13 protein-coding genes are annotated in these 17,482 nt (G+C 44.8%); all 13 read right to left on the reverse strand.

The annotated features are described in order from the left end of the window. Positions 1-217: 217 nt before the first annotated feature. Positions 218-1,342 carry a molecular chaperone DnaJ gene (gene dnaJ, locus MHI25_RS24140; protein WP_340394496.1) on the reverse strand — a complete coding sequence of 375 codons (1,125 nt, stop codon included), beginning with the start codon at positions 1,340-1,342 and terminating at the stop codon, positions 218-220. A 253-nt stretch (positions 1,343-1,595) separates the two neighbouring features. After that, positions 1,596-3,443: a molecular chaperone DnaK gene (gene dnaK, locus MHI25_RS24145; RefSeq protein WP_036677488.1), complete on the reverse strand. Its 1,848-nt coding sequence runs from the start codon at positions 3,441-3,443 to the stop codon at positions 1,596-1,598. A gap of 175 nt (positions 3,444-3,618) precedes the next feature. Further along, positions 3,619-4,200 carry a nucleotide exchange factor GrpE gene (gene grpE, locus MHI25_RS24150; RefSeq protein WP_036677491.1) on the reverse strand — a complete coding sequence of 194 codons (582 nt, stop codon included), beginning with the start codon at positions 4,198-4,200 and terminating at the stop codon, positions 3,619-3,621. A gap of 48 nt (positions 4,201-4,248) precedes the next feature. Beyond that, positions 4,249-5,280, reverse strand: a complete 1,032-nt coding sequence (hrcA, locus tag MHI25_RS24155) for a heat-inducible transcriptional repressor HrcA (protein WP_036677493.1) — start codon at positions 5,278-5,280, stop codon at positions 4,249-4,251. A gap of 103 nt (positions 5,281-5,383) precedes the next feature. Continuing rightward, positions 5,384-5,875 carry an N-acetyltransferase gene (locus MHI25_RS24160; protein WP_051490987.1) on the reverse strand — a complete coding sequence of 164 codons (492 nt, stop codon included), beginning with the start codon at positions 5,873-5,875 and terminating at the stop codon, positions 5,384-5,386. A gap of 93 nt (positions 5,876-5,968) precedes the next feature. Then, the gene (gene hemW / locus MHI25_RS24165) at positions 5,969-7,141 is read right to left on the reverse strand and encodes a radical SAM family heme chaperone HemW (RefSeq protein WP_076105910.1); all 1,173 of its coding nucleotides are present in this window, start codon (positions 7,139-7,141) and stop codon (positions 5,969-5,971) included. Positions 7,142-7,326: 185 nt separating this feature from the next. Further along, positions 7,327-9,603, reverse strand: coding sequence for an FAD-dependent oxidoreductase (locus tag MHI25_RS24170; protein ID WP_340394497.1), 2,277 nt, complete (start codon positions 9,601-9,603; stop codon positions 7,327-7,329). Positions 9,604-9,622: 19 nt separating this feature from the next. Next, positions 9,623-10,450, reverse strand: a complete 828-nt coding sequence (locus MHI25_RS24175; RefSeq protein WP_076129699.1) for a carbohydrate ABC transporter permease — start codon at positions 10,448-10,450, stop codon at positions 9,623-9,625. A 63-nt stretch (positions 10,451-10,513) separates the two neighbouring features. After that, positions 10,514-11,398, reverse strand: a complete 885-nt coding sequence (locus tag MHI25_RS24180) for a sugar ABC transporter permease (RefSeq protein ID WP_249267723.1) — start codon at positions 11,396-11,398, stop codon at positions 10,514-10,516. A gap of 91 nt (positions 11,399-11,489) precedes the next feature. After that, complete coding sequence (locus tag MHI25_RS24185) at positions 11,490-12,794, reverse strand: extracellular solute-binding protein (protein ID WP_076129697.1); 1,305 nt, start codon at positions 12,792-12,794, stop codon at positions 11,490-11,492. A 95-nt stretch (positions 12,795-12,889) separates the two neighbouring features. After that, complete coding sequence (locus MHI25_RS24190) at positions 12,890-13,657, reverse strand: response regulator (RefSeq protein ID WP_340394499.1); 768 nt, start codon at positions 13,655-13,657, stop codon at positions 12,890-12,892. Further along, a complete protein-coding gene (locus tag MHI25_RS24195) occupies positions 13,642-15,447 on the reverse strand; it encodes a histidine kinase (RefSeq protein WP_254848730.1) in 1,806 nt (601 codons plus the stop codon). Before MHI25_RS24195 ends, MHI25_RS24190 begins: the two co-directional genes overlap by 16 nt. A gap of 105 nt (positions 15,448-15,552) precedes the next feature. Beyond that, the gene (gene lepA / locus MHI25_RS24200; protein WP_036677511.1) at positions 15,553-17,367 is read right to left on the reverse strand and encodes a translation elongation factor 4; all 1,815 of its coding nucleotides are present in this window, start codon (positions 17,365-17,367) and stop codon (positions 15,553-15,555) included. Positions 17,368-17,482: the final 115 nt, after the last annotated feature.

The following is a 17,482-nucleotide window of genomic DNA, read 5'->3' on the forward strand; positions in this document are numbered from 1 at the left end:
TTACCGAGGTTACGGGATTGGCCGAGTTAGCCAAACACGCAGAATTCCGCAGGTTCAAGCATCACAGCTCCTCCAAAGATTTGCATGAGGTTAGTTAACTGGCCCTGCCCTAATCTCATGCCTGGACAAAAACGCAGAGCAGCGATCCCCCAATAACGGGAGGATCGCTGCTCTGCTGTCTTTTTCTATTCATTTACTGAATGAATGAGTTAGGATATCAGTCCCCACGAAACGCACGTTTCACACGATCAAAGAAGGACTGCTCGTGCTCATGTGTGTTTTCTCCGTTCAGAGAAGCGAACTGGCGTAGCAATTCTTTTTGCTCTTCATTGAGCTTGCTAGGTGTCACAACAATTACTCGTACATGCTGATCACCTTGGCCAGATCCACGCAGACGTGGAACACCTTTACCTTTGAGGCGGAAGAAAGTGCCTGTTTGCGTTCCGGCAGGAATCTTCAGCTTCACTTTTTCGGTTAAGGTTGGAATTTCAATCTCATCACCAAGTGCTGCCTGTGCAAACGTAAGCGGAACCTCGCACATAATATCATCGTTCTCACGCACGAAGAAATCATGCGATTTGACACGGATAACAATATACAAGTCTCCAGCAGGACCGCTGCGTAAGCCGCCTTCGCCTTCGCCAGTCATGCGCAGCTGTGCACCGTCATCAACACCGGCCGGGATACGCACATGGATCTTGCGTTGCTTTTTAACCTTACCCTGTCCGGCGCAAGTCGTACATTTTTCCTTAATAATCTTACCTGTACCACTGCAATGTGAACAAGGACGACGATTACGCATCTGTCCAAGCGGTGTATTCTGTACGAATTCCTGTTGTCCACTACCATGACATACGGAACAAGTCTCTGGTTTAGTGCCCGGTTTAGCCCCGGAGCCGTAGCAGGTATCGCAAGTTTCTGTACGTGGAATAGTAATATCGGTTTCTTTGCCGAATACCGCTTCCTTGAATTCAATGGTCATGGTATACTGCAAATCCCCACCGCGCTGCGGTGCGTTAGGATCACGGCGTCCGCCGCCTCCAAAGAACATATCAAAGATATCGCCAAGTCCTCCGAAGTCGCCACCACCGCCGCCTCCGAAGCCGCCCATACCTTGGTTAGGGTCAATATGGCCATATTGGTCATATCTAGCTCGCTGTTGTCCATCACTAAGAACATCATAAGCTTCTTTTACTTCCTTAAACTTAGCTTCAGCGTCATCTGCTTTATTCACGTCTGGGTGATATTGGCGCGCCAATTTCCGGTACGCTTTTTTCACCTCATCGTCTGAAGCATCTCTACTAAGGCCAAGCACTTCATAATAATCGCGTTTATCTGCCACTGCTTTCACCTCCGTGCATACATACTCAAATTCCTTATTACCTGTCAAACAAACCATTATACGATAAAACCTCAGGATCTGACCATCCAGATTCAGCGATGTTTATTCTTACAATATCAGAAGGCGCATTCGCAAAGAGTGTGCAATCTGATATTACAAAAGGAAAGTCAAAACACGGGATGACCCGGTTTTGACCTTCCCTTCTTAACTATATAAGAATTTATCAGTTTCCTATTACACTTATCGTATAAGGTTACCCTTGATTCTTATCTTCGTCAACAACCTCATAGTCAGCGTCAACTACATTATCTTTTTTAGGAGCGCCTTCAGCGGCTCCAGCGCCACCTTCAGCACCTTGCTCAGCTTGAGCAGCTTGTTCGTACAGCTTCATGGACAACTGTTGTACAATCTCAGTCAATGCTTCTGTAGCTGCATTGATTTCTTCAAGATTGTCAGTTTCAAGTGCTGCTTTAACTTTATCTTTAGCTTCATTTGCTTTTTCAACATCAGAAGCATCAGCTTTATCGCCAAGGTCTTTAATTACTTTTTCAGTAGAATACACGAGTTGGTCAGCACCGTTCTTCGCTTCTACCAGTTCTTTACGCTTACGGTCTTCCTCAGCGTGAAGCTCGGCATCCTTCATCATTTGTTCTACTTCTGCGTCGCTCAGGCCGCTGGAAGAAGTGATAGTGATTTTTTGGCTCTTGTTCGTGCCTTTATCTGTCGCAGATACATTTACGATACCATTGGCATCAATATCGAAAGAAACTTCGATTTGTGGCACGCCACGTGGTGCTGGTGGAATCTCGTTCAGCATGAAGCGTCCCAGTGTCTTGTTGCCATTTGCCATTTGACGCTCACCTTGCAGCACGTGAATCTCTACGCTAGGTTGGTTGTCAGCAAAGGTTGAGAATACTTGGGATTTGCTTGTAGGAATCGTAGTATTACGCTCGATCATCTTCGTGAACACGCCACCTGCAGTTTCAATACCCAGGGAAAGCGGAGTTACATCAAGCAATACAACGTCTTTAACATCACCAGTCAATACACCCGCTTGAACAGCAGCACCAAGAGCTACTACTTCATCCGGATTCACACCTTTGTGTGGTTCTTTGCCAGTAAGCTTTTTGATAGCATCTTGTACAGCTGGGATACGTGTAGAACCACCAACCAGAACGATTCTAGTAAGGTCTGCAGGGGTCATGCCAGCATCAGACAATGCTTGACGAGTTGGTCCCAAAGTACGTTCTACCAGACCAGCAGTCAGTTCATCAAATTTCGCACGAGTCAAGTTGATCTCTAAGTGCTGAGGTACGCCGTCAACCACAGTGATGAACGGAAGCGATACAGTTGTTGTCAGTACGCCTGACAATTCTTTTTTCGCTTTTTCAGCTGCATCTTTCAAACGTTGTACAGCAGATTTATCTTTGCTCAGATCAATGCCTTGCTCTTTTTTGAATTCGGATACCAGGTAATCCATAACCACTTGGTCAAAGTCGTCGCCACCCAGCTTGTTGTCGCCGCTTGTAGCTTTTACTTCGAAGAAGCCATCACCAAGTTCAAGGATGGATACGTCAAAAGTACCGCCACCAAGGTCATAGACTAGAATGGTTTGATCTTCGGATTTCTCCAGACCATATGCCAAAGCTGCTGCTGTTGGCTCGTTCACAATACGCAGAACTTCCAAACCTGCAATTTTACCTGCATCTTTGGTAGCTTGACGTTGGCTGTCATTAAAATAAGCAGGAACAGTAATAACTGCTTGAGTAACAGTTTGGCCAAGATAAGCCTCTGCATCGGATTTCAGCTTTTGCAGAATCATTGCCGAAATTTCTTGTGGGGAGTAGTCTTTACCATCAATGCTTTCTTTATGGTTAGTACCCATGTGACGTTTAACAGAGCTGATCGTACGATCAGGGTTAGTAATCGCTTGGCGTTTAGCCGTTTCACCGACGATACGCTCGCCGTCTTTCTTAAAACCTACAACCGAAGGGGTTGTACGCGCGCCTTCTGGGTTTGGAATTACTACGGCTTCGCCGCCTTCCATAACGGCAACGCAAGAGTTCGTGGTTCCTAAGTCAATACCGATAACTTTACTCACAATAATTTGCCTCCTCTAAAGTTATATGGAGCCTAAGCTCAATAAATTTATAAAAATATCAAAAAAATTCGATTGATAATAAACTATCCGGGCAACAGCCTGCAATCGGATAAATAGTAGGCAAAAGCACTGCTGCTTTATGGCGAGCAGAAACTGCCCGTCCTATATAGACAGACTACATGCTGACTTTGACCATGGCCGGACGAAGAACTCTATCTTTCAGAAGATATCCCTTTTGAACCTCTTCTGTAACGATACCCTCTTCGTACTCCTCGCTCTCAACCTGCATAATAGCCTGATGGTATTCAGGATTAAAAGGCTGTCCTACTGTTTCCATAGCTGTAAGCCCCTCAGCCTTCAATACCCCATCCAGCTGACGGAAAATCATATTAACGCCCTTCGCGAAAGCTTCGGATTCAGGATTAGCTGGAGTAGTGACTAACGCACGCTCGAAATTGTCCAGCACGGAAAGCAATTCCGTCAGGAGCTTGGAGGTAGCATATTGAGCCAACTCTTCTTTTTCCTTCTGGGTACGACGACGGAAGTTATCAAAATCAGCTTGTGCACGCAGTGCACGACCTTGATATTCATCAGCAAGATCCTGTAGGCGTTTCACCTCAGCACCTGTATCTGAAGCACCTTCACTAACGTTTTCAGCTGTAAATGAGTCGGCATCTGAGACTACTTCAGCCACAGGCTCCTCATTGATCAATTCCTCTTTGAATTCATTAGAATCTTGAACTTGTTCCTTTTTCAAGTTGTCTTCACCTCCTTAAAATCATTCACGAAATCATGTTGACTCTGTTCACTTATACCAGTGCGCCAGCATCGCTGTCAAATCTCGGGATAAAATGCCCAAGATCCCCATCACTCTTGCATATTCCATACGGGTCGGCCCAAGGATCCCAATGCTTCCTAGTGCCTGCCCATCAAGTGAATAAGTGGCGGTGATCAGACTACAGTTAGCGAACGCTTCGTGATTGTTTTCTGTTCCTATTCGTACTTGAATACCTGTGCCACCCACTGTAGGGGCCAGCATTTTGAGCAGTGTCGGTGTCTCTTCCAGCAGATCAAGAATACTCTTCACCTTGTCTACGTCTTTGAACTCGGGCTGTGTCAGCATATTCGTTGCTCCGCTGAGATAGATGCGCTGCTCTTGATCGCTTTCCAGCGCGGTGTCCAGCACCTGCATTAATTCTTCATAATGTGAGATGTGACGCTGCATTTCTTCGCCAAGCTCGGAATAGAGCCGAGTCTTCAGCTTATAGAGTGGTACATTGACCAGTTTACTATTCAGTAGGTTAACCACTTTCTCCATCTCGGAAACAGAAATCTCCGGCGGAATGTTCACCGTACGATTCTCAACTTGCCCCGTACTTGTGACGATAATGGCCACAGCGGTTGTATCATCTAGTGGTAACAACTGAAAATGACGCAATGAAGTATGAAAAACCTCCGGTCCCAGCAGGATGGAAGTATAATTCGTCATATTGGAAAGAATCATCGCCGCATGTTGGATTACCTGCTCCATTGCATTTAGCTTCTCGGCAAAAAAAGCGCGGATCGTGCCCATTTCTGCCGTTTCGGCGGAATTCCACGGTACCAAATGATCCACATAATATCGGTATCCTTTATGGGAAGGAATTCTTCCCGCCGATGTATGAGGCTGCTCGAGATAACCTAAATCCTCTAGGTCAGCCATTTCATTTCGAATCGTAGCCGGACTGTATCCTACATCTCCCCGTTTAGAAATGCTGCGAGATCCTACTGGCTCTGCCGATGAAATATAATCATCCACAATTGCATTTAGTATCATTCTCTGGCGATCAGTTAACATGTTATTCCCTCCTATCGGCTGTGGCTCCGATTCGTTAGCACTCGACTCAGATGAGTGCTAACCACTAATACAAAAATACCAAACTGACATTGACGTTGTCAAGTCAGTTCAGTATCTTAAGCACTGCTATTTCATCGCAGGCATGCTGCTTTTTACAATTCACGCAATCTGTCCATACTTTTTCAGGGAAAATCTCTTTCTGGACGACTTCAAATCCATTTCTAAGAAAAAAATCAACAGCATAGGTTAGTGCCATAACCTTTGGGATTTTCTGGTTCCTAGCTTCCTCGACCAGCTTCGCCAATATCATGGAGCCTACGCCTTTACCCTTACCTTCATCATTCAATCCAATTGAACGAATCTCTACGAGATCATTCCCGAGCTTGAAAAGTGAACCACAGCCTACGAATCTGCCTTCGATTTCGGCAACTACGAATTGATCGATCTGGCGTGTCAGCGCCTGCCGGGAACGGGGCAACATGATGCCGCGCTGGGCATACTCTTCTATCATTAGATACAATGGCTCAACATCTTCTACCACAGCATTTCTACAAATCACCTGTGCGTCTCCCGCTGGAGACGAATGGCGAATCATTTCCGTCTTGGCAAGCACTTTGGTTCACCCCTCTGTTGATAATATGAATAAATATACAACAGAGTGAATTACAATTCAAGGGGTATTTTAAAATTAAACTTCTGTCAGGGCGCCTACAAATTCAGCAAAAACATCGTTCCCAAACAAGATTCCTTGCTTGCTGAGTCGGTAAACCCCTGCTTCTTGTTCCAACAGCCCTGCATGCAGCATTTTATGCAAGGATTTTTCGAATACTTCCTCTATTGAACGCCCGAATTGCGCCTGAAAAGCTTCATTAGAGACGCCCTCATGCATACGCAAGCCGACCATCATAAAGTCTTCCATCGCTTCTGCTTCTGAGATTGGGTATGCATCCAGTCGTGGCAGCCCTTTACGTGTGGCTTCTACATATGGATTTACGCCCTTAACATTAATATGCCGCTGACGTCCCACATATCCATGCGCTCCTGCTCCTAGACCATAATAATCTTCATTACGCCAGTAGGTGATATTATGGCGGCTCTCCATTCCTGGTTTCGCGAAGTTACTGATCTCGTATTGATTGTAACCAGCTTCCTTCATAGAGGACATCAACAGGAGGTACATTTGCAATTCATCTTCTTCATTAGGAAGAGGAAGCTTGTTCTTATTAAACAGCGTGTGAAAAAGAGTATTCTCCTCCACCTTCAAGCTGTAAATAGAATAGTGGGGTAGATCCAGCTCCAACGCCTTGCGGATACTTTCGCCCAACATCTCAACAGTTTGATTAGGCAGCCCAAACATCAGGTCAACCGAAAGATTATTTAGTCCAACTGCACGTGCATTCTCTAGGCTCCGGTATACATCATCTACATTATGAATCCGGCCGATGCCTGTGAGCAGCTCGTTCTGAAATGCTTGAACACCAAAGCTCACCCGGTTCACGCCGCCTTCTTTCATAACCGTCAGCTTGTCCAGATCCGTTGTTCCAGGGTTAGCTTCCATAGAAAACTCAATATCTTTATCCCAGTTGGGGAAATGCGTGCGAACAGACTTTAAGAAATAAGCCATTTCATCAGGTTTTAAAACAGTGGGTGTGCCTCCGCCGACGAAGATCGTTTTGATAACACCCGGAGGGGTGTTCTTGACGGTCTGCTCCATCTCTCGATCCAAAGCTTCGAGATAATCCATAACTGGCTGATCCTTGAGTACATAGGAATTGAAATCACAATAAAAGCACTTATTGGTACAAAAAGGGATATGAATGTATACAGCCTCAGGGGGACGGCCATTAGTCTTCGTTGTCATTAGCTGTCTCCTTTATATAAAAATATCGTTTGAATAGTGTAATCTAAAAAACAAGAAAAGGGAAGCCTGACGGCTTCCCTCCGAGGGCGTTCATTTATAAATGAACTCTATTTTATAATATAAGAAAGTATAAGTTTTACGTTATCCTATATATTTTGTATTTCCCGCAGAAACGGATACCGTCCCTATAAGGACGGCAAAGCCGTTGCTTCTTGATAAATCCGCATTTCCACAAGTTCGGCATGTACTCCACCGTTAGTTTCATGAATAACGATCCGGACAGCATCTGTAAGGACAGGCTTCTCTAATCGATGAACATTTTTCCGGCGATGGTTATCTTTGACACGGAGCATGACTTGCCACGCGCCATCAATGAGCAGCTCTACATCATAGTTCTTTACCAGTTCAGGAATCACTAGAAATGGCGTTTCATGGTGATGTAAGTTGATGAGATCTTCATTGACATCATCATTAAAGGTGAAATGGATTTCGGAGACTGGAACAGCATCAGGGAGACGCGCCTCTACCCACTCCGATCTACCCGCGGTCATCGGCTCAGAAACCCAGCTATGCGGTCCCGCGAAAGGTCGAACATACCCATCAATGACTTTAGATGCAGCATATGCCGATGTTTCTACTGCAAAGCAGAAATGCCTGCGTACAAGTTGTTTCATGCTCCACTCTATCACCGGCTGATCTGGCTGATGATCCTCCAGCGCTGAATCAACAACGGATTTAGCACCTCGCTCAAATGTAATGACACCAGTGATTGGGGTTTCTGAAATATGCAATTGAAGGTGTTCATTAGCTCGAATAATAGCGAAGATATTACATTCACCGATAAGACTACATTTCTCCTCTTGTATCGGTACTTCAATCCATTGCTGCTCTCCAGCCTGTACTGTTATAACATCAACCTGTTTGCACTCCGCCGGCACGTAATTTTCCGCGCGTCCAGTCGTCCAGATCTCCACGGTCAGCTGCGTCTGAATACTTGCTGACACAAGCAGCCTTAACCCGCGGATACTTCCTTCAACCGGAAACAAAATCCCTACATCATGAGAAAGCTCATAAGCTTCGGCTGGACGATCCAACAGGATACCATTCAACGTGCTGGATGCATGAATCTCGCTTTTTCTGGCGAGGTCCAGTGAATCTTCGTTACGTAATCCAATAATCGAAGCATCTTGCTTTAACATCACCTGTTGCAATTCATGCATATGCTGCTCGCGAATTTCACGTGGGGTCACACCTTTGATGACGGATAAAGCTGCACCTGCTCCAGCTGCTTCACCCATGATCGCACAGGTTGCCATAACACGTGTGGTTCCAAAAGCCACATGAGATGCACTGATATTACGACCCGCGAAGAATAGATTCCGCACATTCTTCGAATATAGCGAACCAAATGGAATATGGTAGATCCCATCCGCATGCAGATGCTTGGAGCCACTCTCTTCTGCGTACATCCCTTGCGGTGGATGCAGATCAATCGACCATCCTCCGAATCCAATCCGGTCTGCAAATTCACGCTGCGCAAGAATATCATTTTGCGTTAAGATCGTATCGCCAACAAACCGTCTGTATTCACGTTTACCCGGAATTGAGCCAACCCACTCCAGCGTCATATTTTCGGCATCAAAATGACCTGAGTTTTTAATGTAATCCCAAATCCCATAAATAACAGAGGATAGTTCATCACGTATACGTTCATTCTCATCCACCGTATCAAGCTCGCCGCCCCACTCAATCCACCAGTAGTGACAGCCTGAATCCCCACTCCGAATGACCCGGCGGATCGGGATAGACGTTGTTGTAATATCCTTCGCGAATGAGGGTGCAACATAACGTACCGGTTTTCCAGTATCCTGTGTATAGAATAATAATGTACTGCCTAATGTAATATTATCAGGCACTTCTGGTGCCCATTCCTCATTAAATTCATGACGGGCTTCACGTCCTAATCGAAAATCCGCTCCTGCTAGGAAGCCCACTAAACCATCACCCGTACAATCGATGAAAGCATCGCTCTCGAACGTGATTAAACGCTCAGATCCCATCATCCAGCCGGTCACACTCTGAATCGTACGCTCCTCTGCCTCACCTTCCGCTTCCACTTCACGTACATCGGTATTTAGGAACAAGCTGATATTCGATTCTGCCTTCACCGCTTCGAGCAAGGTTAGATCCCATAGATATGGATTCCCTTCCGGGTTCCGGTATTGATTCTCGATGAACAGCTCACCCATAATGCCTGTCTCCCGTGCATAGCGATTTACACCATGTCCTGTTGCACCACATACCCATACCCGAACCTCTGAACTCGAGTTACCACCAAGTACAGGACGATTCTGTACCAGTGCTACCTTTAACCCAAGACGTGCTGCAGCAATCGCCGCGTTCATCCCTGCAAGTCCACCCCCGACCACTGTCACATCGGATTTAACCGTTTCTGTTCTCATGTCAGTATCCCTCCTATAGTTAGCCTTTCACAGCCGAGCTAGAAATCCCTTGAATAATATATTTCTGACCTATGAAGAAGATAACAATCATTGGAATGATCGCAGCCGACGAAGCGGCCATCATCCCGTTGTAATCCACATTGTTCTCAAGAATAAAATTCTGCAATCCAAGCGGAATGGTATATAGCTTAGGGCTCTGCAAAAATACAAGCGCATTCTCATAATCATTCCATTGCCAGGAGAAATCAAGAATAGCAAACGTAGCGATTGCCGGCTTCGCTAATGGCAGAATTAAGCGGAAAAATATTTTGTAATGACCGGCTCCATCCAGAAAAGCAGATTCCGTAATTTCCTTAGGAATGCCCATAAAGAACTGCCGAAGCATAAATACACCGAAGATCGAGAACATGGCTGGAAGGATTAGGGCCAAATGCGTATTGTAAATCCCAACCCAGTTAAACATGATAAACTTAGGAACAAAAAGCACCTGCGGTGGAACCATCATCATGGATAGATATATGACAAATAGGCCATCCCGCCCTTTAAACGAAGTACGTGAAAATCCGTAAGCGGCAAGGGCAGATAGAAACACAGCTCCCGCAGTCCCAATAATCGATATCTTAAGTGAATTTAAATAATACGGAACAAAATCATAACTTCCTGTCCACACCCGAATATGATTGCTCCAGTTGAGAGATGAAGGCAGCCATTCGTTAAACACCTCGGCAGGTGTCTGAAAAGATGTGCTGAGCATCCATAGAAAAGGCACAATCATAAATAGTCCTAGAACAAACATGATGATCGTCACTGGCAGCTTCACCTTCATGTTTCCTGCTTTTTCATTCATACCGCCTGCTCCTTTAATTTATGGTTTCGGGGCCTCCCGCAAAGCTCCACTTTGTGGGTTTAATTAGTAATGAACCCAGCGCTTTTGGCCGATCCACTGAATGACTGTAATGACGAGAATGACGGCGAACAAGAACCATGAAATGACTGAAGCATATCCCATATCGTAATAACTGAATGCTGTTTTATAAACGAATAGTGATAAGACCGTCGTACTTCCGCTAGGTCCTCCAGCCGTAATGGCTTGAATAATCGAGAACGATTTCATCGTCATAATTAATCCGGTAATCATTAATAAAAAAGTTGTTGGACTAACAAGAGGCCATACAATTTTCCATGTTGTTTTAAATGTGCTTGCACCATCGATCCGGGCAGCTTCCAGCTGTTCTGTCGAAATTTCCTGTAGTGCTGCTAAATATATGATCATATTGTAGCCAAGCATCAGCCAGATCTGTACGATATCAATGGCATACATTGCGGTTTCCGTATCCGCAAACCACCCTGGCGGCGATGTTATGCCAATCCAGCGAAGCAGTTCATTGATGGGTCCCTGTGAAGGCTGAAATAGCAGCATCCAGACAAATGCAACGGCTACTCCACTAGAGATATACGGCAGGAAAAACATTCCACGCAATAATCCTTTAAGATACACACTGCGGTTTAGAAATAGCGCCACAATAAAAGCGAGCACCATCGATACTGGAACCGATATCAGGAATATCACCGTATATTTGATCGAGGCATAGAAATTATCGTCATGGAACAACCGTTTGAGATTATCCAGCCCGGTAAATTGCCAATTCGGATTTGAAAATTGATAATTCGTAAACATCAGGACAAAGGAAAAGATTGCAGGAATCACAAAGAATAAGAGAATACCAATCATATTCGGGAGAATAAAAGTCATGCCGATCCAGCCTTGTCTGTCCATCCAGCTTCTCCGCTTCACGGTATCGCCGCCTTTCGTATGCTGAAAAATGGGTACACGAAAGAGAAGAACGAAGAATTCTTCCTCCTTCTCTTTTGTGCCAGCTATTTCTTTATTTCATTAACTCTTGCGAACGGGTTTGCATATTTTTCATCGTGGTATCAATATCTTGCTTATTTAAGAAGTATTTTTCATACTCTTCTTTACGTGCATCAATGGCTTGTTGAGGTACATTTAGCTGGAAGGATGGGAATTTGCCGAATACAATATTATTCATTGAATCTGTATCATATTTGTCTTCTACACCATTCAAGAGAAGGCTCATCGCTTCCTTACTGTCCACACTCTTAGAGGCTGGAATACGACCCCCGCTTGCCATTGGCAGCATACCGCCATCCGCATACCATTTTGCGAACTCCCAAGCCGCATCCAGGTTCTTGGACTTTGCATTAAGAGCAAGCATGTCGCCCACACCGCCCGAATATTTATAATCCTTTTGATCTTTATTCACTTTTGGAATAGCGGCGAACGCGGTTTTGAAATCATGCGGATAGTCCTTCAAGTTGTTCGCATTGCGGAAAATAAACTCACCTGCTGCCAGCATTGCCGCTTTGCCTTGCAGGAACATGGTGTCAACCGGCATTTTACTGGTCAGCTGCTCCCCATATTCCGGTGTGGATTTGTCCACGAACATCATGTTATGCAATATTTCCAGTTGCTGTTTCCAGAGATCATTTCCAAAGTTTGAAGTACCATCCGCCTGTTTCACACCCATTCCAGCAAGCGTACCGTCCATCGTTGTTGCGAAGGAGGAATCTGCCTGCAATAATCCGTACACACCAGGTTTCGTTAGCTTCTTCGCATACTCCTCAAGATCTGACCAAGTCCAGTCCACCGCAGGAATCGGTAATCCTGCTGCATCCAGCATATCTTTGTTCAACCATACAAACGCCATGTTTTTCTTTGTAGGAATCCCATAGTATTTATCATTGATTTTCCACATCGCTGCGTCCTCGCCGATCTGGCTGTCGATATCATAATCTGTTTTCGTGCTTAGATCCAAGGCAACGCCTGCATCCATACGTTTCTGTAAATGAGCAAGATCGTAGTTCATGAAAAGGTCTATGTTTTGATTGGTCATCAAAGCAGTGTCCAGCTTTAAGTTGCCTGCATCGTCATTTACATTACGGATATACTCGACTTGAATATCTGGATGATCTTTATTCCAGTTATCAACTACAGCTTGAGGCCCGGCTTCTGCAGGAACTGCCCCCCACATCGTAAGCTTTATTTTCTCCTTTGCTGGTTCTCCATTTGCACTGCCCTGCGATGCATTACTTCCACCACTCCCACAACCAGCCAGCATCGTACCTGCTAATAAGACAGAAAGCACTGCAGGATACCACTTTTTCTTCATAGATAGCTTCCCCCTTGGAAGGATTATGTGTTGTGCTCTACATCTATAACTTTATCATCAGAGCGGATTCTGGGGGATGAACTACATTTGGGAACTTATAGAACGTTTTTTGGTTCTTTACGGAATTCATTTGGCGTGACACCACACCACTTTTTGAAGATTTTTATAAAATAATTATCGTTCTCAAAGCCTACTTGCTGCCCAATCTCGCTAATTGTTAGCTTCGTCTCTGCAAGCAGCATTTTCCCAGCCTGAATCCGACGCTCTTGAATATAATTGGTCAACGTTTTCCCTGTCTTTTTCTTGAATAAGTCACTTATATAGCTGGCATCCATCCGGATCAACTCTGACATGGATTTGAGCGAGATGTCCTCAGCATAATGTTCTTCAATATAAGCTATAATTTTGTTCATCTCCACATGATCTGTCGGTCCCGTTTGTTGCTTCTCAGGAAACCATTTATCGGCCTTCTTCATCTTCACCATTCGCTCCAGCTCGGCCTGGACCTTACCCATAGTCTGCTTCAAGCCTTGGAGATCTAAAGATAACTTCAAAATGTAGTCCGAAGCCCCAAATACGAGCGCCTGCCGGGCGTATTCAAATTCACTCAATGCGGTCAACATTACAAATCGGCAGTCGAAGCCTTCCTCTCGCGTAATTTGAAGAAGCTTCACCCCATCCATCACCGGCATATTAATATCCGTCACTACCACATCAGGCTGCAGCTCACGAATCATTTGCAAGCCTACTTCTCCATTCTCCGCCTCACCTATAATTTCAAACGGGATTCCAGCCTTTAAGAATAGCTTCCGTATACTTTTAACCGCAGGTTGTTCATCATCCACAATTAACGTTCTCCACATGTGAGCTTACCTCCATCGTAAGGTTTTGAAATAAGGAATGGAAAATGGATGATCACTTCAGTTCCTGTGTCTGATGACACAATGTCCATACCTGTCCGTTGATTCTTGAACAACAGCTCCAAGCTCTCCCTAATATTCTGAACACCGATTCCTTTACGTTTCCGTGTAGCCTTATTCAGCTGTGCTCTTTCTATCCCCATGCCGTTATCTCTAACCTGCAGATACAGCTGTTGCTCAGTCACTTTAGCGGAGATATCAATTCTCCCTTGTTTTACAGACTGACCGAAGCCGTGAATCAAGCTATTTTCAATTAAGGGCTGCAGACAAAATTTAGGGATTAATGCGTATTGCAGTTCCTCGTTGATATCATATTGAATTTCAATCCCATGTCCAAAACGTTGCCGCTGTATCTCCATGTAAGATTCTATTAGTACGATTTCATCCTTTAACAGGATCAAATCGACTTCAGTATTTAAGGTTGTCTCCAATATTTTTCCTAGTGAAACACAAATTCCATAAATTTCATCATCATCTTTATCTAAGGCAATGCTCTTTATCGTATTCAATGTATTTAGTAGAAAATGCGGGTTCATCTGCGAAAGTAATACCTGAAATCGAACGAATTGCTTCTGTTTTTCTTCAAGCTGAAGTCGCTGCAACAGCTCATTTAAATCATGGATCATGATATTGAAACTCTGAGTCAGGGCAAGAATCTCTCCCCGCCCTTGCTCGGGTAATTTCATTTTGAGATTCGTCTTAGCGGTCATTTCCATCTTCTTCTGTAGCTTCTTAAGCGGTACTGTAATCGTCGATGATATGAAATAAGTTAATAGAACAAATAGCAGTAGAATGATTCCAAATCCACCAAAAAACCGTCGTTTCTGCTTGTCTACCTCAAGAAATAGCTGTGCTAGCTGCACCTTTTTAACAACATAGCCATTTAACTCCTCGATGTAGCTGTATGTGTATAAACTTTCCTCCTTCGGATCGACAATGGATGCAGCACGCCCCGTCTGCCGCTGGTTGGCACTCTTCACAATACTCTGCGCAATATCAGGGGAAAAAGTCTCATCCTTAAGCGGATTAAGCATCACACCCCCCAAGGCATCGAGTAGAAATAAAGCCCCTTCCTGTTTACTCCCTAACGTTGATCTGGTAAACCACTCCTCATAATCGATACTTAATCTTGCATAGGCATAAATATTCAAACCATTATCACGCATAACCTCATAAAGACTAAGCATTTTCTTACTTGTTGTACTTTCCCGGACCACATTATTCTTGTCATTCGGATTCCATATATATCGATTCGTTCCTTCTCGCTTCAAGGCTTGAACCCAATCCTCTGATTGGATTTCGTCGTAGCTCAAAGTTTCCTTTGGCATAAAGGAAGTGTATGCGTTTCCATGAAGGTCGATTAATGTATAATACACCGTCGCTCCACTCATAAAGAATGTATTTTCAATCGCTCCAAACTTGTTTTCAACGAGTTTTTTTCTCGTGATTTCATCAGATTGCTCGGGATTCTTCATTATCGATAAAATCGTCGTATCTTGTTCGAGTAATGACCCTGTTTTCATCACGAGACTCATGAGATCAACAAAACCATTCTTAATACCAATAAGCTGCTCTATGTTCTTCGTTTCCGCATTATCCTGCAGCATTTGTTCTGTCTCTTTAAAGTTATATAGAACGAGTATGGCAATGGGTGTTAGTACCAACAGCAAGAAGGCTAACAAAATCCGATTCTTAAAGGTACTTGGCGTAAGTTTCAAATATAATCGCTTCACGAGGACTCCCCTCACTTTGTATGTGCTTACAATCCTTCCCCCTATTGTAATCTGCTCCTGCTTAAAAAAATAGAGCCGGGATATTCTCCCGGCTCTACCTATTTTCTACTCATCGATCTTCAGTACTGCCATAAACGCTTCTTGTGGTACTTCTACACTACCCACTTGCTTCATGCGTTTCTTACCTTCTTTTTGCTTCTCCAGCAGCTTCCGTTTACGGGAAATATCGCCGCCGTAACATTTAGCAAGTACGTTTTTGCGCATCGCCTTAACGGTTTCACGCGCAACCACCTTCGTACCCACAGAGGCTTGAATCGGCACTTCGAACATTTGACGCGGGATAATCCCCCGCAGCTTCTCACAAATGATACGTCCGCGGTTGTAGGCACGATCGCGGTGAACGATAAAGGACAAGGCATCGACCTGCTCATTGTTAAGCAAGATATCCATCTTGACCAGATTCGAACGACGGTATCCGCAAATTTCATAGTCGTAAGAAGCATAACCTTTCGTACCGGATTTCAACTGATCAAAGAAATCATAAACGATCTCTGACAGCGGAATCTCGTACGTAATCGTTACACGATTAGTATCTAGATATTCCATATTTACGAACTCGCCGCGTTTGTTCTGGCACAGCTCCATTACAGTACCCACGAAGTCGTTAGGCACAATGATCGCTGCTTTAACATACGGCTCTTCAATATAGTCAATCGTACCGATCTCCGGATAATGTGACGGGTTGTCGATTTGGATCATTTCGCCATTGGTCAGCATAATTCGGTAAATAACACTCGGCGCTGTTGTGATTAGCGGCAAATTGAACTCGCGCTCAATCCGCTCTTGAATGATCTCCATATGCAAGAGTCCAAGGAAACCGCAACGGAAACCAAATCCAAGTGCGCTTGAACTTTCCGGCTCAAAGCTTAGCGAAGCATCATTCAGCTGGAGCTTCTCCAGCGCCTCACGAAGATCGTTATAATCGGAGGTCTCAATCGGATACAACCCGCAATATACCATCGGGTTGATCTTACGGTAACCTGGAAGCGGCTCAGCAGTAGGATTCTTTGCGTCAGTGACAGTATCACCGACACGGGTATCTCCAACATGCTTGATCCCAGCTACGATAAAGCCAACATCACCGATGTTCAATTCATCGACAATGGTCATACGCGGCATAAATGCGCCAACTTCAATGACCTCGAAGGTCTTCTCAGTTGCCATCATCTTAATCTTCGAACCCGCACGGATCTTCCCGTCCATTACGCGCACATAGACGATAACGCCTTTGTAAGGATCGTAGTGAGAGTCAAAGATCAATGCTTTAAGCGGCTCTTCTGAATTACCGGATGGCGCAGGAACCTGCTTCACCACCTGCTCCAGAATTTCCTTGATTCCGATACCGGCTTTGGCAGATGCCATAACCGCTTCGCTGGTATCCAGCCCGATAACATCCTCGATCTCCTGCTTTACCCGGTCAGGGTCAGCGTTTGGCAAATCAATTTTGTTGAGCACAGGTAGGATTTCCAAGTTGTTATCCAGTGCTAAATACACATTGGCCAGTGTCTGTGCTTCAATTCCTTGAGCCGCATCCACAACCAGCAGTGCACCTTCACATGCTGCAAGACTGCGGGAAACTTCATAGGTGAAATCGACGTGCCCCGGTGTATCAATCAAGTTGAGATAATACTCTACACCATCGTCTGCACGATAGGTTAAACGCACGGCTTGCAGCTTTATTGTGATACCACGTTCGCGCTCCAGATCCATCTGATCGAGTACCTGTTCCTGCATTTCACGCGTGGTTAGTGCCCCCGTGTATTCCAAAATGCGGTCAGCTAGTGTCGATTTACCATGGTCTATATGTGCAATAATCGAGAAATTGCGAATTTGTTGTTGTCTTTTCTGAACGTCAGTCATTCCTTACCCCCACAGACAGCCTGATATTAATCCACTTATTATAACAGTACAAGCTTACTCCATCAATCCCGCGCTGGCCCAAAACAAAAGAAACAGCTATACACGATCCCGTGAA

It is taken from the genome of Paenibacillus sp. FSL E2-0177, from assembly GCF_037992975.1.
GTDB classification, from domain to species: domain Bacteria; phylum Bacillota; class Bacilli; order Paenibacillales; family Paenibacillaceae; genus Paenibacillus_AQ; species Paenibacillus_AQ odorifer.

What these genes read in the sequence shown, in the direction of transcription:
- hemW (WP_076105910.1), bottom strand. Translation starts at nt 7,141, where the DNA reads ATGACAACGAAGACTAATGGCCGTCCCCCTGAGGCTGTATACATTCAT.
- MHI25_RS24160 (WP_051490987.1), bottom strand. Translation starts at nt 5,875, where the DNA reads ATGATTCGCCATTCGTCTCCAGCGGGAGACGCACAGGTGATTTGTAGA.
- hrcA (WP_036677493.1), bottom strand. Translation starts at nt 5,280, where the DNA reads ATGTTAACTGATCGCCAGAGAATGATACTAAATGCAATTGTGGATGAT.
- MHI25_RS24190 (WP_340394499.1), bottom strand. Translation starts at nt 13,657, where the DNA reads ATGTGGAGAACGTTAATTGTGGATGATGAACAACCTGCGGTTAAAAGT.
- lepA (WP_036677511.1), bottom strand. Translation starts at nt 17,367, where the DNA reads ATGACTGACGTTCAGAAAAGACAACAACAAATTCGCAATTTCTCGATT.
- MHI25_RS24175 (WP_076129699.1), bottom strand. Translation starts at nt 10,450, where the DNA reads ATGAATGAAAAAGCAGGAAACATGAAGGTGAAGCTGCCAGTGACGATC.
- MHI25_RS24185 (WP_076129697.1), bottom strand. Translation starts at nt 12,794, where the DNA reads ATGAAGAAAAAGTGGTATCCTGCAGTGCTTTCTGTCTTATTAGCAGGT.
- MHI25_RS24170 (WP_340394497.1), bottom strand. Translation starts at nt 9,603, where the DNA reads ATGAGAACAGAAACGGTTAAATCCGATGTGACAGTGGTCGGGGGTGGA.